The sequence below is a fragment of the Leptospira sanjuanensis genome (assembly GCF_022267375.1).
GTDB lineage: Bacteria > Spirochaetota > Leptospiria > Leptospirales > Leptospiraceae > Leptospira > Leptospira sanjuanensis.
In genome coordinates this window covers 2,652,292-2,670,462 of sequence record NZ_JAIZBH010000001.1, presented here as the reverse complement: position 1 = coordinate 2,670,462, position 18,171 = coordinate 2,652,292, and the positions used below count along the sequence as shown (strand labels likewise).

Below are 18,171 nucleotides of genomic sequence, written 5' to 3'. Positions count from 1 at the left end.
GCTTCGAAAAAGCCGGATGTTCCTGTTTTTTCGTCGGATCGAAAACGGCGGCCTAGCCGCGTTTGACGATCGAACCGATTTTCAAAAGGTTACAAAAATTCTTCAAAAAATACATTCAAAAATATGAATTCAATTTACAGATCGTAATTTTCCGATTCGAGAACATTCTAACGTTCGAAAAGAAATTCCTTCTGATTCAGTAACCTTTTGCGATGCGGGGCGAAGGGTTGTTTAACGATGCGATCGCATTCCGATTTATAGATCGCATCCTAAATTATTTTTGGAGAAGGTCGGATATGTTTGGAATGTGGGGATCACAATCGAGTTGGTTTTTGTATGTTCTCGTGGCGGGAACGTTTTTTGCGTTTGCTTTGCCGATGTTTTTGGCGCCTCTTCGCTGGGCGGCGACATTAGGATGGGAAATTCCCGGTCAAAGCAATTTGTCCACGTATTACGGACGTTGTCTTGCCAGTGTTCTGTGCGTTCTTTGTTATATGGGGTTTGTGGCGGCCGGAAATCGCGGCGTTCAGCCGTTTTACTTTAACATTCTGCTCGGATGTTTCGGTTTGATGGTGTTGGTTCACGCGTACGGCGGAATTCGCAGGATCCAACCGCTCAGCGAAACGATCGAAACCGGATTTTGGCTGTTATTGTTTTTTGCGGGTCTCGCGTTTTATCCGGTTTGATCCGCCGGTTTTCGAAAAAAGAAACGCGAGGGACCGATGCGGCGTCAAGTTATTGCCTTTTTCGACTCGATTTGCGCGGCATTCCGATCCGACAATCGCGCAATAACTTGACCGAAGTATTATGTTGCAACCGTACGGAGTAACATTGAGTTGAAACCCGGTCCGGCGACGCCGGACACGGCCTGAAAGTTTTTTCAGGGATCGTCGTTACGAAGGTGTTTGAATTTGTGGATTCAGTTTTCTGAATATTCTGAAAATATAGTAAATGCAAGAAGTTTCGAATCGAATAGAATTCTGCTCAAAAAAGTCAAAACCAAACCGATCCCGAAATACAAACCCATCGGGATGGGAGTCTTACGCAGACTCTTTCCTCTTTCACGCAATACGATCGTAAATAAAACCGCGGGGATGTAAGAAGCGTTTAAAAAGAACATCCACCAGGGATGGCCTGCGATGAGCGCGTAGACCGGAGCGAACAAAACGTCTCCGAATCCTATTCCGCCCGGAAAGAAAAAAAACAAAAGCAAAAACGCAAGAAAGAATCCGCCGAAAACGTAGAGTTCGTTCATGCCGGGAAGTTTTTCGGTTAACAAAAACGCGGATAAAAGACCGAACGATAGAATCCACGGAAGATTTTCGTAATCCAAAGAGAAATGATAGGCATCCGTAAGACAGGATATCAAAAGATGTCCGCATAAAAATAAAAACACGAAGCTGAACGCGGGATTGCGTGTCAAAGAAAAACAGAATAGAAAGACGCATACGAAACCGAATTCGATCGACGGAAAAAGAAAACGGATTCTTCCATTACAAAACTTGCATTTACCTTGCGAGATAAAATATCCGATCACGGGAAGAAGTTGCGGATAACGGATTTCTTTTCCGCAATGATCGCAGGAACTCGGGTGTGTGAAAATCCGCTTCCATTTTTGGGAAAACGAAAGGGATTTTCTACGTTTGCCGTAGTAAACGTCGAGGATTCGAAAGCCTAGGGTCACGTAAAAACTTCCCAAGGAAGCCGCCCCTAAACTTCCGAAACTCAAAACGATCCAAAAAAGAAAATCAGGCAAGCTCGACAAGAGCGGAGATTCCCCGTTTGAGATTTTCCCATTCGGAAGCGAAGCTGATTCGGATGTAATTTTTGGATTCGGTGAAGATGTAACCCGGAACCAAAATCAATTCCTTTTCCTTGACCGCTCTTACGATAAAATCATCGTCCTTCTCCTTGATCTTGATGAAGAAGTAAAACGCTCCTTCGCTTTTGGCCGTCTCGTAACGATCCTTCAACGATTCGTAGACGAAGTCGCGTTTTTCTTTGTAGTCCGCGATATAAGAACTCATATCCGTCTTCAAGGCCTCGAGTCCCATCCACTGTGTGACCGAAGGAGCGCAGACCAACGTGTATTGCTGGAGAGTAGTTAACGCTTTTGTAATGGGTTCCGGAGCGAGAATCGAGGACAAACGAAGCCCCGTCATGCTGTAGGTTTTGGAAAAACCGGAAAGGGTGATCGCCTTTTCGTAAAAGGAACCCGCGGATATGAACTTCTTATCGTAGTCGAACAGTTCGTAGATCTCGTCCGAAATCAGATACGCTCCCGTTTTTTCCGCGAGATCGGCGAGCGCCTCCAATTGTTTTCGGGAAAGAATTTTTCCGGTAGGATTGGAAGGAGAAGAATAGATGATGATCTTTAGTTTTTTATTCGAGAATTCTTTGAGATCTTCGGGTTCGAAGGATTCGTGAACAAAGTTCATCTTTCCTCCGTAGATTTTGATGTAAGCCGGATACATCAGGAAGTGCGGAGTGACGACGAGGCATTCGTCTCCTTCGTTTAACAACGCGTTAAACAGAAGTAAGAATGCGGAGCTGATTCCGGAAGTGACGAGAATTCTTTCGGGAGTCGCGTACGAAATCCCGTTCACGCTTTTGTATTTTTCAGCGAGAGCGCTCTTTAGTTCCGGAATTCCTCCGGTAAGAGTATAAGCGGTTTTTCCGTCTTTCAAAGCCTTACAACCGGCTTCGATGATGTTCGGAGGACAAGGAAAGTGCGGTTGACCGATGGAAAGATTGATCGGATTTTTCAACGTTCCCGCGAGCTCGAAGGCTTTGCGGATGGCGGAAGTATCCAGTCCTTGGATACGATTGGCTAAAACATATTCTAACGTACTCTGACTCATACTACATCCTTTTTGAAATTTCTGTTCGAGAGAACCACTGCAAAACTTCTTTCTAAAAAAGAATCTTCTCGAAAAGTTAGTTTGAATGTCAAACCATTCAAGTTACAGTTTGGAAGGAATTGAGGTTGCCAGAGGATTCGAGGGGGTGAACTTTGAGTTATGGAAACCGTAAAAATCGCCGGACTCAATGTTCCCGTTTCGAAATCCGGTATCAATCCCGGAAACCTCGGTTCCGATCTCGTTGAGACGGATTCGACCGTTCGCAATTTATCCAATATTCTTTACCCTTTGCTCGAAGGCAAACCGGTGCTTCTCGTGGGAGATGCGGGCGTCGGTAAAAACGCTCTGATCTATTACATCAACTATAAGAGAAAACATCCGACCGCAAGATTCAGTTTCAACGAAGACACTCTTCCCGAAGACTTGATCGGTTCGTATCGGATTCTCATGGACGGAAGGGGATTTGCTTGGTCGGACGGGCCTCTTACTTCCGCAATCCGTTCCGGTCACAGCTTTGTCGCCGACGAGATGAATCTTTGTCCACCGCATATCATCAAACGATTCTCCACCGTTTACGAGTCCGCCTATTTGGAGTTAATCGAAGGGAACGGCTCGAGAATTTCCTGTGGAGAAGGATTCAACTTTATCGGAACACAAAACCCTTCCGAAGGTTTTGAAGGAAGAAAACCACTTCCGTTCGACATCACCCGTTTTTTCTCGGTCGTGTTCATCGACCAACATACTCCCGACGAAATTCTTTTTATCTTAAAGAAGTTGTATCCCGCTCTGAGCGAATCTTTGCTTCAATCCTGCATCCGGATTTCGATGGAAACGGAATCCAGGGTCGTTACCGGCAAACTCGGAAAGGGCGATCTGGAAAAATATCATTTCAACATTCGGAATTTGAAAAAACTCTGCAACCGTCTCTTAGGTTTAAAGGCGGATACGAGCGAACTTCAGTTCCGCGAATTCTGGAACTTTTACGTGGAACCGTTCCGTAAAAAAGAGGACCGAGATCTTCAGATCGATCTTTTGTTAAGCGAATCCGGGTTGAAAATGGCGCCCGAACTTCCCGAACCGAGTTTTCAAGTCCATAAGGGATTCTTATACTGCAACGATAAGGCGATTGCGATCCGGGACGAAAACAAGGCGAAGCAATTGTTAAGCGAAGTGCCCATGCCTTTGAAACTGCGAGAGTTTTCCGAGAAAATCTTCACCGCGGTTCAGTTTCAAGAAAACGTTCTGATCGAATATTCGGAGGAACAGGACCCGCAGATCCTTCTTCCTTTGTTCACCGAGATCTCGGGCTTGCCCTTGGAAACGGTGAGTCTTTGCAAGGGAATTCATACTTCCGATATCATCGGAGCCTTGAAGCCGATCGACGGTTCCAAAGTGGATTGGGTGGACGGTCCTCTTACGAGAGGAATCCGAGAAGGCGGGAATATTCTCATCACGAACCTCGAAGCGGCCGGAGCCGAACTTGTGGAAAAATTGAATATGCTTACGGACGACGCGCGTTCTCTTACGCTTCCGCCCGAAAGCGGAAACAACGAACCCGTTCAACTTACGGACGATTCGCGCATCTTCGCGTTGAAACTCTTCCGTAAATCCAAATCCACCGCGACGATTTCGAGAGCGTTCAGAAACCGTTTTACGAGCGTGTTGTTTCCCGATCTCGAAGACGAATCCACGTTAACCGAAATTCTTTCCTTTTATCTTCCGGGCAACAGCCTCATCCTGAGAATGGTGAATTTCCACATGAAGATCCGCGATCTCGCGAAAAAACGTACGATCGGTTCCGCGAATCTTCTGCCGTATTTGTTCGGACTTTCCAATCTTCTTTTCTGGAAGGATCATATCCTGCGTTATGCGGACTCGAGTGCGGGAGAGGCGGGACTCAAGGAAACAGCGGTTCGAGGCGGCAAGATCGCTTATACGAATCAGATCGCCGATCCGAAAGAAAGAATGGAACTCGAAAAGATTTTGGATTTCCAAATGTCCGGCATTGAAGTCGAATCGGATTTCTTCAAGGTTCTTGAGGATAAGAAAAAAAAAACTCTGACAACGGCCACCGACATTGAAAAGAAACGTTGGTGGAATCCGGAACTTCATAAACGGGAAGCGTTAACCGGAAAGGCCAAACTTCTCAACTCTGGAAATCCTCTCAAACGCGGAATCGAAATCGATACGCCGGAAACCGGCGGTCAGATGAAGGAAGGCGCGGACGCTTGGTATGGTCAGGATACGCGCGGCAACAAAGGACAAGGCGAACCCGCGGGCGGTGGCGGCGCTTGGGGTTACCGCACCGAGGAACTTTATAAACAATTTCTTGCCAAACGAAAGATCCTCTGGGAATACACGATCCAAGTTTCTTTGAAGGAATTCAAAGAAGTTTTCGGACAAAGTCTCGAGGATATCGAACTCAACCTCGATCGTCTTTTCGATCCGGAAATCGATATCACGAGAATGTATCGCACCGAAGGGAACCGGATCGACACTCGGAAATATATTTCATTCTTATCCGGAAGAGGGGACTCGAAAGTTTTCGATCGTACGATCATCGATAAGAACGAGGAAAAACTCAAAGGTGTGGAAGTCGCCTTTCTCGTTTCCAAATCCAGAAGGATCTTCAACTTCGAATACGCGGTCGCGGTGATTTCTGCGATGTTGTCTTCGGCGTATATTCTCAACGAACACGAGGTGGATTTTTCCATTCACGCATATTCGGACCGAAACAACAAAAAGGATCGGATCGATCTGATTCCGATCAAACGTCTGGACGAGGAATACAACGAAGCCAAGGAAGAGGAGATGTTCAATTATCTTCGAACCGATTGGCAAGGCGATTCCGTCGAGGAATATCAGCTTCTCGAAAAAGTAGAATCGTACTTTTCGCCGGAGGCACAGACGAAAATCGTGGTAATGATCTCCGATTTTCGGGGGCAAAGAGGAAAGGCGGAAGTTTCCGACGAAATCAATTCCCGGGACAACCGCAAACTCCACGCCGAAATTTTAAAGAATCAAAATCGGAACTACGTCTTCCTCGGAGTCGGACTCGGAAGAAGATACATTGCGGAACATCTGTTTCAGGATTCCATCCAGATCACTTCGGATAATTTTTACAATATGCCGAACCTGATCGGAACCGAACTGGGAAGATTGATTCTCACGAATCATAGCATGAGAAACTGACGACCCGTTGCCGAAAGACGGATATTAAAACGAAACGGTCGTTCGAACGATCGATTTTGAATTTTTCGGCGATCGCAGGGAAATAGAAGGACCGGCCACGAAGTCGGTTTAAAAAGTAAGATGGCAGACAAAAAAGAAGAATCCGGACATACTCCGTTGGTCAACAAAAAGGCCAAGTTCAACTTCGAGTTGATTTCATTCCTCGAAGCGGGGATCGTTTTGTCCGGATCCGAAGTAAAAAGTCTCCGCGAAAAAAAGGGAAATCTCACAGACGCGTTCGCAAAGATCAAAAACGGAGAAGTCTTTCTGGAAAACTTTTCCATCACCCCGTATAAAAACGGAGGTTACGCCAATCATCCCGAAATCCGTCCGAGAAAACTGCTTCTTCATAAGAAGGAAATCGAAAAGCTGGATCGTCAGGTAAAAGAGAAAGGTCTAGTACTGGTCGCAACCAAAGTATATTTTAAGAAAAACCATCGCGTGAAGGTGGAAATCGCCGTCGCAAAACCGAAAAAGCTTCACGATAAACGCGACGACATGCAGAAAAAAGACGCGCAGCAGGAAATCGCGCGCGCAATGAAATCATCCAATCGCTACGAATGAGTCGCGACAAAGTTAGGACCCAATGGCTAAAGCCGGAAAAAAAGAAACCGCAGAATCGGACGAAGTCGTTCCGGTAAAAGCTCCCCGCAAAGAACCCGGAGAAAAAATTCCGGTCGTTTCGATCGTAGGCCGTCAGAACGTCGGTAAGTCCACGCTCTTCAATTCCCTTTTGAAAAAGAAACTCGCGATTACCGAGGATTACCCCGGCGTCACGCGCGACGTTCTTTCCGCGAGAATCTATCAGGAAGAAAAGGATCTCGACTTTTATCTCTGCGACACCCCGGGACTCGACATCGAAAATCCGGACACTCTTTCGCAATCCATATTAGAAGCGGCTTATAGACAGTTGAAGGAATCGGACGTCATCATCTTTCTCCTGGATAAGAATCTGATCACGGCCGCCGACCACAGTCTTCTCGGCTACTTGAGAAGGGAACCGTCCGTCGCGAACAAACCGATCATCTACTGCGTCAACAAAGCGGACAAGGAACTCGACGAGTTCGATCTCGAGGAATTCTACCGGATGGGGTTGGCGGAAGTTCTTCCCATATCCGCGATCGGCCGAAAAAATCTAGGGCTTCTACTTGAGAAAATTAAGTTTTTCTTAAGCGATAAACCGGGTAAGGTCTGGATCGAAAAAATCTCCGCTTCCAAAAACAAGGACGCACAACCTCTTCCTCTCGCGGAAGAAGACTACGAGTTCCGTCTCGCGATCGTGGGAAAACCGAACTCGGGAAAATCCAGTCTTTTGAACGCGATTTGCGGTTACGAACGCGCGGTCGTGAGCGACGTGGCCGGAACGACTCGGGATTCCGTGGACACTTTATTAGAATTCGGTGATAGACGTCTGCTTTTGACCGATACGGCCGGAATCCGAAAAGGAAGCAAATCCGCCGAAGCCCTCGAATTTTATTCGTATCAGAGAACCTTGAAGGCGATCGAATCCAGCGATCTCGTAATCCATCTCTTGGACGCTCAGAAAGGATTCGGGGATTTCGATAAAAAGATCACGGCGCTTTTGCAGGAAAAAGGAAAACCGTTCTTGATCGCGGTCAACAAATGGGATTCCATCGAGGATAAGACCGATAAAACCTTCAAGGAATACAAGGAAAAACTCTACAGCCGTTTTCCTTTGTTAAGCGAAGTGCCTATCATCACGATCAGCGCGACCGAAAGGCTGCGGGTTCAAAAACTCATGGATCTTTCCTTCGATCTCGCGTCTAGATCGCACAGAAAGGTAAGCACTTCCGAACTCAATAAAAATCTAAAGTTGTGGATGGGACAGGCGGGAAGATCCTTTTCCGCGCATCAACCGCCGAAGATGCTCTATTGCACTCAGGTTTCGACTTCTCCGTTTCATTTGATTCTGTTCGTAAACCACGTGGAATACTTTAAATCCAATCTAGTTTCCTTTCTCAAAAAGAAACTCACCGAAACCTACGAGTTGCAGGGAATCCCGGTTCGACTGGAGTTTCGATCGGATCGAAAATGAACTACGCGATTTTTGCTTTGCTCAGTTTTGGAGCGGGTTCGATCCCGTTCGGATATTGGATCGCTCTTCGGTTTGCGGGAATGGATATCCGCAAATTCGGAAGTAAGAACATCGGAGCCACGAACGTGGGCCGACTCGTCGGATGGAAGTTCGGATTTCCCGTGCTGCTTCTCGACGTGGCAAAGGGAATGTTGCCCGTATATCTTGCGGGTGTCTTTGTGTCCGAGGGCGGGATTCCGTTTCAGTTGGCCTGCGGAGTTCTTTCCGTAACGGGTCACATGTTTTCTCCCTTTCTCGGGTTTCGCGGCGGGAAGGGCGTAGCGACTACGTTAGGCGTATTTTTGGTTTTGACTCCGATCGCCTGTTTGGGCGCGGTCTTGGTTTTTTTGGCGGTTTATAAATTTTTTAAATTCGTTTCTTTGGGATCAATTTTTGCTTCCCTTACGCTTCCTCTCGTTTATGCTTTTTCCTCGGTTCTTCTTTTGCACGAAGAAATTTCGTATTGGGTTTTGGGGACAATGATCTTCATCTCTTTCGGAATCATATTAACGCATCGGGAGAATATCCTTCGGATTTTAAATCAGTCCGAGTTGTTCGCGGTCAAAGACGAGGATCCAAGCGATGATTCAGAGAGAAATCGACGATAACAAAACCCGCGAAGAAAAGATCGAATTCCTCGATCGATTCTTAATCTATCACCCCGTCTTTGAAATAGCCGACCTATACAAATGGCTTTACTATGGAGAATTCGGCGAAATCGAAAAACAGGAATTCTATACGGAACAGACAGAAATCGTTCCCGAGTTACAATCGATCATCGACGACCTGAAATCGGAGGAAGGAAAATTATATCCGGAACGCGTCTGGGAACCTCTCGGATTTTCGCAGAGATATCTTCTTATTTATCTGACGCCGTACGCAAAGAGGGATTATCCTTTAAAAAGACTCGTCAACCTGATTCAGAGATCCTCCGCGTTTCAGGGGTATCGGATGCGGTTCAAATTGGATTGGATCATTCTAAAAGATCTGATCACGGAAAGAATGCCGGTCTTCACCAAACAGGAATTCAACGATTTCGAGGATCGGATCGGGTTCCAGCAGCTTCCCGACGTCGAACCTTCCGAAACATACAAGAAAGCGTATCCGTACAAATTCAGAGTCGTATCCGCAAAATTGTTTTACGAATACTTTCCCGAGTTCGTTAAAGAGCCGAAGGGATTCTCCCTTTTGATGAAAATGAAAGAGGAAGGGGAACCGGAACTCGAATTACCGAAACAGGAAAGCGCGTTCGTATCCGAAGACGAGCCCGCGGTCGCTCAGAAAAAACACGCTCGGGAATCGCACGGAGATTTTCAATACGATCCGGGTTACGATTCTCATCCGGGATCGGGCGGATCGCATTCGGAAGAATCGGAAGCGGAAGAGGATACATCCAATTTCAATTTTGACGGTTTGTAAAAGAAGCGTTCCAATTCTGCTTTACAAAGTTCTAAATTTGCGGTTCTATTGAACGGAAAAAAGGAAATTCGCAGTTATGATGAAAGAAATCAATTACGCTCTTCAGAGTTCCACGGGCGCCAGACAGTTTTCTAAGTCCGAGTTTACGATTCGAAATATGCCCGATCGGCTTCATCCGCTTTCCGAAATGGAAAACGTAAATTCCGGCGCGAGAAACATGGCGAAGGTCGGAGTCAATACGGACGATCAAGCGATCCGCCGCGGTTATCTAATCGATTTAAACGCCTAATTCGCTTAACAAAAAAAGTGCGACTTCGGCCGATTCGGGAATCGAACTTTTTTCCGCAAAAAATGCGATTTCCTCGGTTATCCGATCGAATCGATTGATATACCGAGGTTCTTCCCTTGAACTACCAAAGACTTGAAAAGATCGGCAAAATTTCCGTTTCCATTGCGATCACACAATTTGTGCTTCTGCTGGTTTATCTGTATGTGCCGGGTTTGCAAAACGCCTGGATTGAACGACATTTCGTTCCGGTATTCGTAAGCGTTCTTCTTTTTTCCGGAGGTCTTTTCCTTTCCACGACCTTAGGCATCAATCTGATTCGTTCCGGAGAATTGGAGATATCCCACATCTTCTTTTCTTCTCCGGTTCCGAAACCTTTGGCAAGGCTGATCGGTATTGCTTTTCTTCTGATGGGAGCAATCGGGGTTTTAATGGGTTCGTTAACCTTCCCCTTTTATCTAAAAACGTTGTTCGAATAAAATCTACGACGCGTCTCACGAGTCTTTTTCAGGTTTCAACTCGAGAGGGAGCCTGCGAGAAGTTTTCGTTTGAGTCCGGTGAATTCCTTTAACACGGCGCCGATCAAAAGATTTTTCTTTCTAATTTCGTCTAACGTGTCCCTGTGTCTGAGAATGTAGATTTCCGTTTTGCGGACGAGAAATCTCAAGTCTTCCCATTCCGCGATTTCCGAGCGAAATCGGGAAAGAACAACGTCATAGGATTCTTCGCGGATGGAAGGATCGGAAAAGATCTTGAGGACGGATTGGATTTTCTGGAGAAGGTTGGACCTGAATTCTTCCGCGGCCGCGACGCTGATTTCACCCGGTTTGCCGGACGATTTGCCGCTTTCGTTTTCGACGTCGATCTTCCAGGGAATAAATTCTTTCCAGTAATAACCGTGTTTCGGAAACGAAGAAAGAATTTTGTCCGCTTCTTCCAAGGAAACGTTTTCACAATTTTCGATTTTGGCGCCGCGCGCATTCACGTTGTAAACCGGAAAATCGAGGGTTTTAAACGATTCCTCGAACCAATGTCTGTATAAATCCAAAACGTAATCGGTGAGAACTTCTCCGCCGCCCGCGGTAGGAACCAGACGCGTGTCCCGTTTGCGGATGATCATCTCGTTGATCTTTTCAAGTCCTTGAGTTCTGCGAACCAAGGTAAGCCATTTCTCGTTGTGATGCGTTCCCGTGGAATGGATTTCTCTTCCGGAATACGCGAGATCCTGACCGACCAAAAAAATCGGACGGCAGCCTAGGTTCCGCAAAAGATCAAACGCGGTCGTTGCGACGCTTCCTCCGGATTGAATGTCTCCGATCGGACCCAAAAGTTTTTCCGCGGTTTTAGAGCCCGCGGTGACTTCCCGTTTTAACTCTCCGCTTGCGTCGACGATGTATTTTGCGGTTAACGAATGAACGATCTTGGTGAACTTCTGCGAACGCAAGATCGAAGGTGAGCTCACCAAGTCTGCGAACAAAGGAACGTTAGACGATTCCGCTCCCATAAAATGAAAGAAAGAATGAGTTTGCGCGTCGAGGGTGATTACGCCGTCGGGAACGATTCCGAATTTTAAAAGGGCTTTGAGAGAAGTGTCGCAGGAAAACAGAAACACCTTGTCCCTGATTTTGGAAATCCATTCGCATTGACTTCGAAGAGACGGTCCCGCGGAAACGAGCATGGCCGGTGTGTTCGCGAATTTTTCCTTTAAGAGTTCGACTCGCGTGCGTCGATTGTTCGGATCGGGAAAGTTCGCGGTGTTGACGAACGTATTGCGAACCCAGATTCTTTCGAACTCGAACTTGGTCAAAAGATCGCTCATCTTGGAGGAAAGAATTTTACGGATCTTGATTTCCAATTCTCCGTAATAGGCTTCGTTGAGAGAAGTGCTCGCCGCGTTTCTAAAAACGCGAATTCCCGAAACGCGTTCCACCGGAAGAGATTCCAAATAATTCCATAGAAGACCCAGCGCGGAAAGACCTAAAAACAAATGTCGACCCGGAACTTCCATCACGGGCTCGAGGACTTCTTCCCAAAGAGGAAAGATGAGTTCGGGATGTTCGTCCACGAGAAGAAGAATCTGTCCCGGCTCCATGTTTCTGTGAACTTCTTCGATGAGATGCGGATTTCCGAGGCCGATGACGGCAACAAGATTGGTCGGTGTTATTTTTTGCGTCTGAAGAATTCTTTGTGCTTGGGTAAGAGGGGCCACCGCGCTCGCAAGAGCGCGGCCATCCAACTCTAAAAATCTCTCTTTCGGATTCTTAGCGGGTTTCAGAGCGAATCGTAAATTCGAGTCGGGTTCTCGTTGGAAATAGAGAGATAAGTACGGCTTTTTCCCGAATATTTCTCTTGTCTTTTCAGAGAGATTGTGAGACATAATAACCCAGGTGCATTCTAATCCCTGCCCAAATCTGGTCAATTGGAAACATCTTTCCGGAACAATCGGAAACGAAAAACACAAAAACTATGTATTTAAAAAGTCTGAATATTGTTGGATTCAAAACGTTCGCGGACGAGACCGAAATTCTTCTCGATCCGGGATTTACCGCCGTTGTCGGACCGAATGGCAGCGGTAAGTCGAACATCGTTGACGCCGTAAAATGGGTCTTCGGTGAAAAGTCCGCGAAGGGACTTCGCGGAGACAAGATGGACGACGTGATCTTTCACGGTTCCGAAGCGCGCAAGCCCGCGGGTTATGCGGAAGTTTCCGTGATCTTCGATAATTCTTCCCGATTGATTAAGATGGATTATCCGTCCGTTAAGATGACTCGCCGTCTTTACATGGACGGCAACAACGAATACTGCATCAACGATTCCAGAGTTCAAAGAAAGGACATCGAAAAACTTCTGATGGATACGGGAATCGGTAAGTCTTCTTACTCGATCATGGAACAAGGAAAGGTCGACCGCATTCTTCATTCCAAGCCGGAAGAACGAAGACTGATCTTCGAAGAAGCCGCCGGAATTTCCAGATTCAAACTGGAACGTCAAGAGGCGTTGAAACGTCTGGACGACACGAAACAGAATCTTCTCCGCATCCACGACATCATGAATTCCATGAAGAAGGAAATGGAAGTCAAGGAAAAGCAGGCCGAAAAAGCCGAAGCCTATTTCAAACTCAAGGCGGAGTTGGACGAAACCGACAAAATCATTCGTTATCTGAAATTCTCCACTCTTACCAAAAAGCTGAAAGCTTCGGAAGAGGAACTGCAGGGCATCAAGGATAAGAATCAAACCTTGCTCGATACGATCAGCGAGGAAACCGGTCGGATCGAAGTATTAGAAAAAGATAAATCGGAAATCGAAAAGCGCGTTTCCGAAATCGACAAGAAATTATACGATCATCTTTCCCAAACGAAGATTCAAAAAGAGAAGATCGAAAAGAACAAACAGATCATTCTCGAATACGAGGAAAGAATCTCCGAGATGACGGAAACTTTGAACGGAGAGGAATCTTCTTTGAGCTTGCTCGTCATCGATTTGGAAAGAATTCAGAAAGAATGCGCCGAACTCGAAGGAGAAATCGAACTTCTTCAGGAAGAGATCCAAAAGCTGAAGGATTCCAAGCTCGTTCTGGAAAAACAAATCGAAGACGAGAACGCGGCCGTTGTCGAAAAGGAATCCAAGATCGCTTCCAACGATAAGGCCCACAACGAACTTCGCGAAAAACTCAAAGAAGTCATCTTTGAGTTGATCAGCCAACTCGAATCCAGAAAGAAAGAAGCGATCGATACGGAAAATAGAAGAAAGGAATTGAAAGAGTTTCTTCTTTCTAAGATGTCCGAATATTCCCGCGAGATTGCGGAGCTACGGGAGAATTGGGAGCTTTCCGAAAAGTCCAAGATCGCTTCCGTTCTCGAAAAACTGAACTTAGGCGATGTTCAATCGAAATTGGAAGAGTTCGTTCACCTCGAAGATATGATCCGTAATATTCTTTTTGATCGGGACGGATTCTTATCCAGAAAAGAAACGTTGGATCAACAGATCGAAGACTTGATCTTGGATAACGAAAATCTTACGAGAAGCATCAAGGATTCCGGTTTAAAGATAGAATCCTTGCGCGAAAACCTGGAAGCCAACAAGGAACAAACCGTATTCTTAGAAAAAAAAGTTTTGGAACTCGGCTCCGAACGAAATTCAAGATTGGAAGCCGCAAAGGCGATCGGGCTCCGCAAGGAAGAAATCGAAAAGAGAATTCAAAACGCGAAAGATTCGATCCAGAACGTAATCTCCAAAAAGCAGGAATTTGAGCGAGAAGTCTCCGAACTCGAACAGCAGATCGAGTCGAGCTACAACGAATTCTTGGACATGAGCCGCGCTCTCGAATCCGAAAAGGAATCCTTGCGGAACATCTTAAAAGAGATTCAAAATCTCAAACACGATATTCAAAAGAATCAGGACGATTTTAAAAATCTGATTCCTGTGTTGACCGAAAAGGAAAGAACCGTTTCGGGTTTGAAAGTTCAGATCGATTCTTTTACGGAAGAATTATACAACGATTATTCGATTTCGGAACAAGAACTCGTCGCGGAGTTTCAAAACCGCAATTTGGAACGAACCAAAGAAGAAGTTAAACTGAAGAGACTCAAGTCCGATATCCAAATGCTCGGTTCGATCAACCCTCTTTCCATCGAAGAATATAGAAGTGTGAAGGAGATCTACGAACACCATCGCGTTCAAAAAGAGGATATCGAAAAATCCAAAGCGGACGTGGAAGACGTTCTCAATCGAATCAACGAAGAATCGGAAAAATTATTCCGCGAAACTTTTGAGAAGATTCGCGAGAACTTTCAAGAAACGTTTTCCACCTTGTTCAACGGCGGACGTGCGATGTTGGAACTCACCGAGAACGAAGATAGTTTAAATGCCGGAATCGAAATTATGGCCGAGCCGCCGGGCAAACATGTTCAGAACTTGCGTTTATTGTCGGGCGGTGAAAAATCGATGACCGCGATCGCGCTTCTTTTTGCGATTTACATGGTGAAACCTTCTCCGTTTTGTTTTCTGGATGAGATCGACGCGGCGTTGGACGAGGCGAACAAACTTCGCTTTTGCCAAATTCTGGATAAGTTCAAGGATAAGTCCCAGTTTATCGTGATTACGCACGCACAATCCACGATCAATCGCGCGAATTCTTTGTTCGGAGTGACGAACGAGGAACCGGGGATCTCGAGAATTCTCTCTTTGAAGCTGGATGAAGCCGCTTCGATCGCGGAGAAAGTCACCGAAACGGCCGTTTAGCTTCGTAAGCCGCGGTGCTTCCGCGGTTCTTCGATTCGAATGCAACGAAAACGATTCCTTCGCGCGTTGCGGCATGGTGTTGCTTGCACGTAGTTCTCAGCGGCGAATGTGATTCGATGTGCTGTAGTTTGCTGCTGAACCTGCAATCGTTTTGTGAGACGCTTATTCCGTTTTTTGTTCGGCTCAATCAATCTTGTGTTCGTTGTTTGATCCGTATTTCCACGCCTTGACTTTCTTTAAAAAATGTATCGCTTTTACTTTGCTCCAAATCGAGGCGGAATGTCCTCCGAAGTTAAGAACCAAATCGGATTTGGCCGAAATTCAAGACTTTTTGTAATACGATTGTTAAGTAGGTCTAAGTGCCAGAGATAACTGTAAGAGTTTTGAAAGGTGGGAGATCCCACATTTAATTTTTCTTCGATAGAATCTCCGACGCCGGAATCATCCAACCAAATCATATAATTCACTAAAAAACATCGAGACACTCCATGAGCGGCGGCGATAACACCTAAGATTGCCCAAACTCCGGTGTTCACTCTCATATTCAAACGAACTAATTTCCCGACATTCCTTTGGTATAAAGTTTTCTGAGCATTTCGATTGATTCTCCGTTTAGAAAGAAGGAACTTTTGATACTTACGCAACAAGGGAAGAATTCGTTTCGGCAAAACCTTTCGCTGTTCGGTGCTTAACGAATTGAGATAACTTTCCTGGAAAAGGAGAGTTTCCACATTCGATTCGGATGAAACCAAAACGGATTGAATCTTCTGATCGATATCGAGATAAATGCCAGCCATGTTTCGTACGGTTCCCTGTCCTCGATTCAGAGAGGGAAAAAAATAAAAAAAGATCAAACCGCATCAAAATCCGAACTCTGCGCCGGAAGCGCTTCTTTTTAACCGAATTAAAACGAAAAATAGAATTTCAAACGAAATTGAAAACTGCTTCCAATTTCTTCTTCCAATCTTCTCTTCTTGACGGTGTGGCCCTGTCCGAAGATTTCTACAGTAGAATGACTTCTTCCTCCGACATGAACTTCGATCCGCTCGTCATCGCGGGCAAAACGTTTCAATCCAGACTCTTTCTTGGCACCGGAAAATTCTCTTCGGGTGAAGCGATGCATAGCGCGATCATCGCCTCCGAAACGGAAGTCGTGACCGTCGCGCTTAGACGAGTCGATCTGGAAGCTCCTGAGGACGATATTCTTTCCAGAATCGATCGAAACAAAATTCTCCTTTTAGCAAATACGAGCGGTGCGAGAAATGCGGAAGAGGCGATTCGACTTGCGAGGCTTGCGCGAGAACTCGGAGCCGGTGATTGGGTGAAACTCGAAGTTACCCCCGATCCGGTATATTTGTTACCCGATCCGATCGAAACTTTAAAGGCCGCCGAGATTCTCGTTAAAGAAGGATTTAAAGTTCTTCCTTACATCAACGCCGATCCGATACTTTGCAAACATTTGGAAGAAGCCGGTTGCGCAACAGTAATGCCGCTCGGTTCCCCGATCGGTTCCAATCTCGGAATCCGTACGAAAGCGAATCTTGAAATCATCATCGCTCAATCCAAAATTCCGGTCGTAGTCGACGCGGGACTCGGTCTTCCTTCCCACGCTGCGGAGGCGATGGAACTCGGTGCGGACGCCGTTCTCGTCAATACCGCAATCGCTATCGCAAAAAATCCATCCGCTATCGCAAGAGCGTTTCGACTCGCGACTGAAGCGGGACGTCTCGCAAAACTTTACGGCGGAACGGGCGCAAAATTCAAATTGGAGGCTTCGGCTTCCAGTCCTTTAACCGGTTTTTTAAACGAAGAAGAAAGAGATGTACACGGATCTTTTTGACAGAACTTCGTTCGAGGACGCGGTTGAAATCGTTCGTTCCAAAACGAAAAACGACGTCGAAAGCGCGCTTCATAAATCTTCGTTCGGGCAATCTGTTCCATTCGAAGATTATGTTTCTCTAATTTCTCCCGCGGCATCCGCGTATTTGGAGCCGATGGCAATTCTTTCGAAACAAATCAAAAAAGAACGTTTTGGAAACACGATTCAGCTCTACATGCCCTTATACCTTTCCAACGAATGTCGCTCTTCCTGTCTTTATTGCGGATTCAGCTACGAAAACAAAATTCCGCGCAAAACGTTAAGCGAAGAGGAGATCGAACGGGAAGCGCAAGTTCTCAAGTCGAAGGGGATCCGTCATCTTGTCGTATTGACGGGAGAGGATTACAGCAAAACGAATTTGGAATACATTCGAAACGCGGTGTCGATTCTCAAAAAATCGTTCGATTCCATCGCGATCGAAATCTATCCCCTCGATCTAGAACCGTACGAATCTTTGATCGGGTCGGGGGCGGAGGCTCTTGTCGTTTATCAGGAAACATACGACCCGATCGTTTATGCGGAGAATCACTATCGCGGAATCAAAAAGAATATGCGTTACCGTCTCGAGGCTCCGGATCGGGGAGGAAAGGCAGGATTTCGACGTATCGGTCTCGGCGCGCTTCTCGGGCTTTCCGATCCTCTCGGAGAATTGTATAAACTCGGAGAACATGCAAAATATCTAATGAAAGAATACTGGAGAACGTCCTTCCAGATTTCTCTTCCGAGAATGCGGCCTGCGGCCGGGAATTTCCAAAAAATCGTTCCGATCGGCGACAAGGACTTTGTGCGTTATCTGTTCGCGTTTCGGATTTCTTTTCCGGACGTTGGTCTCGTTCTATCCACAAGAGAATCGCAGAAACTCAGGGACCATCTTTGCGAATTAGGGATTACGCACATGTCCGTGGAATCCAAAACGGAGCCGGGAGGATATTCCGATTCCGGCGCGCTCAAACAATTTGAAATCGAGGACAACCGAACCATTCCCGAATTGGTGACCACGCTCAGAGCGCGCGGATTGGATCCCGTCTTTAAAGACTTCGATCGCGCGCTTTTGGAGTGACGGGGGGACAGGCGAGGGGCGTATTCTTTGCCGCCCTCGAGGCTGCTTCATTATGCCGCGTTCCCTTTGTATAAAAAAAGAGCGGGTTTGTTCCCGCTC

The 18,171-nt window shown here is 46.3% G+C and carries 15 protein-coding genes; 11 read left to right on the top strand and 4 right to left on the bottom strand.

Annotated features, from left to right (window positions below; genetic code table 11):
* Nucleotides 1-305 precede the first annotated feature (305 nt).
* Nucleotides 306-686, top strand: a complete 381-nt coding sequence (locus tag LFX17_RS12015) for a hypothetical protein (RefSeq protein ID WP_238730468.1) — start codon at nt 306-308, stop codon at nt 684-686.
* Nucleotides 687-919: 233 nt separating this feature from the next.
* Here LFX17_RS12015 and LFX17_RS12010 read toward each other — a convergent pair whose 3' ends face one another.
* Both LFX17_RS12010 and LFX17_RS12005 read right to left on the bottom strand, forming a co-directional pair.
* Entirely contained in the window at nt 920-1,765 is an 846-nt protein-coding gene (locus LFX17_RS12010) for an A24 family peptidase (RefSeq protein ID WP_238746880.1), read from the bottom strand.
* Nucleotides 1,749-2,861, bottom strand: a complete 1,113-nt coding sequence (locus tag LFX17_RS12005; protein WP_238746879.1) for a pyridoxal phosphate-dependent aminotransferase — start codon at nt 2,859-2,861, stop codon at nt 1,749-1,751. Before LFX17_RS12005 ends, LFX17_RS12010 begins: the two co-directional genes overlap by 17 nt.
* A 159-nt stretch (nt 2,862-3,020) precedes the next feature.
* Between LFX17_RS12005 and LFX17_RS12000 the strand changes: the two genes are divergently transcribed.
* From LFX17_RS12000 to LFX17_RS11970, 7 genes are all read left to right on the top strand, one after another.
* Entirely contained in the window at nt 3,021-6,053 is a 3,033-nt protein-coding gene (locus tag LFX17_RS12000) for an AAA family ATPase (protein ID WP_238746878.1), read from the top strand.
* 120 nt (nt 6,054-6,173) lie between these two features.
* A complete protein-coding gene (gene smpB, locus LFX17_RS11995; RefSeq protein WP_238730464.1) occupies nt 6,174-6,656 on the top strand; it encodes an SsrA-binding protein in 483 nt (160 codons plus the stop codon).
* A gap of 22 nt (nt 6,657-6,678) precedes the next feature.
* On the top strand, nt 6,679-8,148 hold the full coding sequence (gene der / locus LFX17_RS11990) for a ribosome biogenesis GTPase Der (RefSeq protein ID WP_238746877.1): 1,470 nt from the start codon (nt 6,679-6,681) through the stop codon (nt 8,146-8,148).
* The gene (gene plsY, locus LFX17_RS11985) at nt 8,145-8,795 is read left to right on the top strand and encodes a glycerol-3-phosphate 1-O-acyltransferase PlsY (protein ID WP_238746875.1); all 651 of its coding nucleotides are present in this window, start codon (nt 8,145-8,147) and stop codon (nt 8,793-8,795) included. The genes der and plsY overlap by 4 nt, the downstream gene beginning before the upstream one ends.
* On the top strand, nt 8,770-9,606 hold the full coding sequence (locus LFX17_RS11980; RefSeq protein WP_238746872.1) for a hypothetical protein: 837 nt from the start codon (nt 8,770-8,772) through the stop codon (nt 9,604-9,606). Before plsY ends, LFX17_RS11980 begins: the two co-directional genes overlap by 26 nt.
* A gap of 76 nt (nt 9,607-9,682) precedes the next feature.
* A complete protein-coding gene (locus LFX17_RS11975) occupies nt 9,683-9,895 on the top strand; it encodes a hypothetical protein (RefSeq protein ID WP_238730460.1) in 213 nt (70 codons plus the stop codon).
* A gap of 116 nt (nt 9,896-10,011) precedes the next feature.
* A complete protein-coding gene (locus tag LFX17_RS11970) occupies nt 10,012-10,371 on the top strand; it encodes a hypothetical protein (protein WP_238746870.1) in 360 nt (119 codons plus the stop codon).
* Nucleotides 10,372-10,406: 35 nt separating this feature from the next.
* Here the strand turns inward: LFX17_RS11970 and LFX17_RS11965 are convergent, their stop codons facing one another.
* Nucleotides 10,407-12,269: a motility associated factor glycosyltransferase family protein gene (locus LFX17_RS11965; protein WP_238746869.1), complete on the bottom strand. Its 1,863-nt coding sequence runs from the start codon at nt 12,267-12,269 to the stop codon at nt 10,407-10,409.
* Nucleotides 12,270-12,358: 89 nt separating this feature from the next.
* Here LFX17_RS11965 and LFX17_RS11960 point away from each other — a divergent pair, with 89 nt between their 5' ends.
* A complete protein-coding gene (locus tag LFX17_RS11960; protein ID WP_238746868.1) occupies nt 12,359-15,133 on the top strand; it encodes a chromosome segregation SMC family protein in 2,775 nt (924 codons plus the stop codon).
* A gap of 254 nt (nt 15,134-15,387) precedes the next feature.
* On the opposite strand, the gene LFX17_RS11955 is transcribed toward LFX17_RS11960, so the two are convergent.
* Entirely contained in the window at nt 15,388-15,930 is a 543-nt protein-coding gene (locus tag LFX17_RS11955; protein ID WP_238746867.1) for a DUF1564 domain-containing protein, read from the bottom strand.
* Nucleotides 15,931-16,145: 215 nt separating this feature from the next.
* Between LFX17_RS11955 and LFX17_RS11950 the strand changes: the two genes are divergently transcribed.
* Nucleotides 16,146-16,973, top strand: a complete 828-nt coding sequence (locus LFX17_RS11950) for a thiazole synthase (RefSeq protein WP_406600677.1) — start codon at nt 16,146-16,148, stop codon at nt 16,971-16,973.
* Nucleotides 16,954-18,072 (top strand): 2-iminoacetate synthase ThiH, encoded by a 1,119-nt coding sequence (thiH, locus tag LFX17_RS11945; protein ID WP_238746865.1) that lies wholly within the window; start codon nt 16,954-16,956, stop codon nt 18,070-18,072. The genes LFX17_RS11950 and thiH overlap by 20 nt, the downstream gene beginning before the upstream one ends.
* The last annotated feature ends 99 nt before the right edge of the window (nt 18,073-18,171 follow it).

Excerpts from the sequence above, each read along its gene's own strand:
- LFX17_RS12015 (WP_238730468.1), top strand. The coding sequence starts at position 306 with ATGTGGGGATCACAATCGAGTTGGTTTTTGTATGTTCTCGTGGCGGGA.
- LFX17_RS12005 (WP_238746879.1), bottom strand. The coding sequence starts at position 2,861 with ATGAGTCAGAGTACGTTAGAATATGTTTTAGCCAATCGTATCCAAGGA.
- LFX17_RS12000 (WP_238746878.1), top strand. The coding sequence starts at position 3,021 with ATGGAAACCGTAAAAATCGCCGGACTCAATGTTCCCGTTTCGAAATCC.
- smpB (WP_238730464.1), top strand. The coding sequence starts at position 6,174 with ATGGCAGACAAAAAAGAAGAATCCGGACATACTCCGTTGGTCAACAAA.
- der (WP_238746877.1), top strand. The coding sequence starts at position 6,679 with ATGGCTAAAGCCGGAAAAAAAGAAACCGCAGAATCGGACGAAGTCGTT.
- plsY (WP_238746875.1), top strand. The coding sequence starts at position 8,145 with ATGAACTACGCGATTTTTGCTTTGCTCAGTTTTGGAGCGGGTTCGATC.
- LFX17_RS11980 (WP_238746872.1), top strand. The coding sequence starts at position 8,770 with ATGATTCAGAGAGAAATCGACGATAACAAAACCCGCGAAGAAAAGATC.
- LFX17_RS11975 (WP_238730460.1), top strand. The coding sequence starts at position 9,683 with ATGATGAAAGAAATCAATTACGCTCTTCAGAGTTCCACGGGCGCCAGA.
- LFX17_RS11965 (WP_238746869.1), bottom strand. The coding sequence starts at position 12,269 with ATGTCTCACAATCTCTCTGAAAAGACAAGAGAAATATTCGGGAAAAAG.
- LFX17_RS11960 (WP_238746868.1), top strand. The coding sequence starts at position 12,359 with ATGTATTTAAAAAGTCTGAATATTGTTGGATTCAAAACGTTCGCGGAC.
- LFX17_RS11955 (WP_238746867.1), bottom strand. The coding sequence starts at position 15,930 with ATGGCTGGCATTTATCTCGATATCGATCAGAAGATTCAATCCGTTTTG.
- LFX17_RS11950 (WP_406600677.1), top strand. The coding sequence starts at position 16,146 with ATGACTTCTTCCTCCGACATGAACTTCGATCCGCTCGTCATCGCGGGC.
- thiH (WP_238746865.1), top strand. The coding sequence starts at position 16,954 with ATGTACACGGATCTTTTTGACAGAACTTCGTTCGAGGACGCGGTTGAA.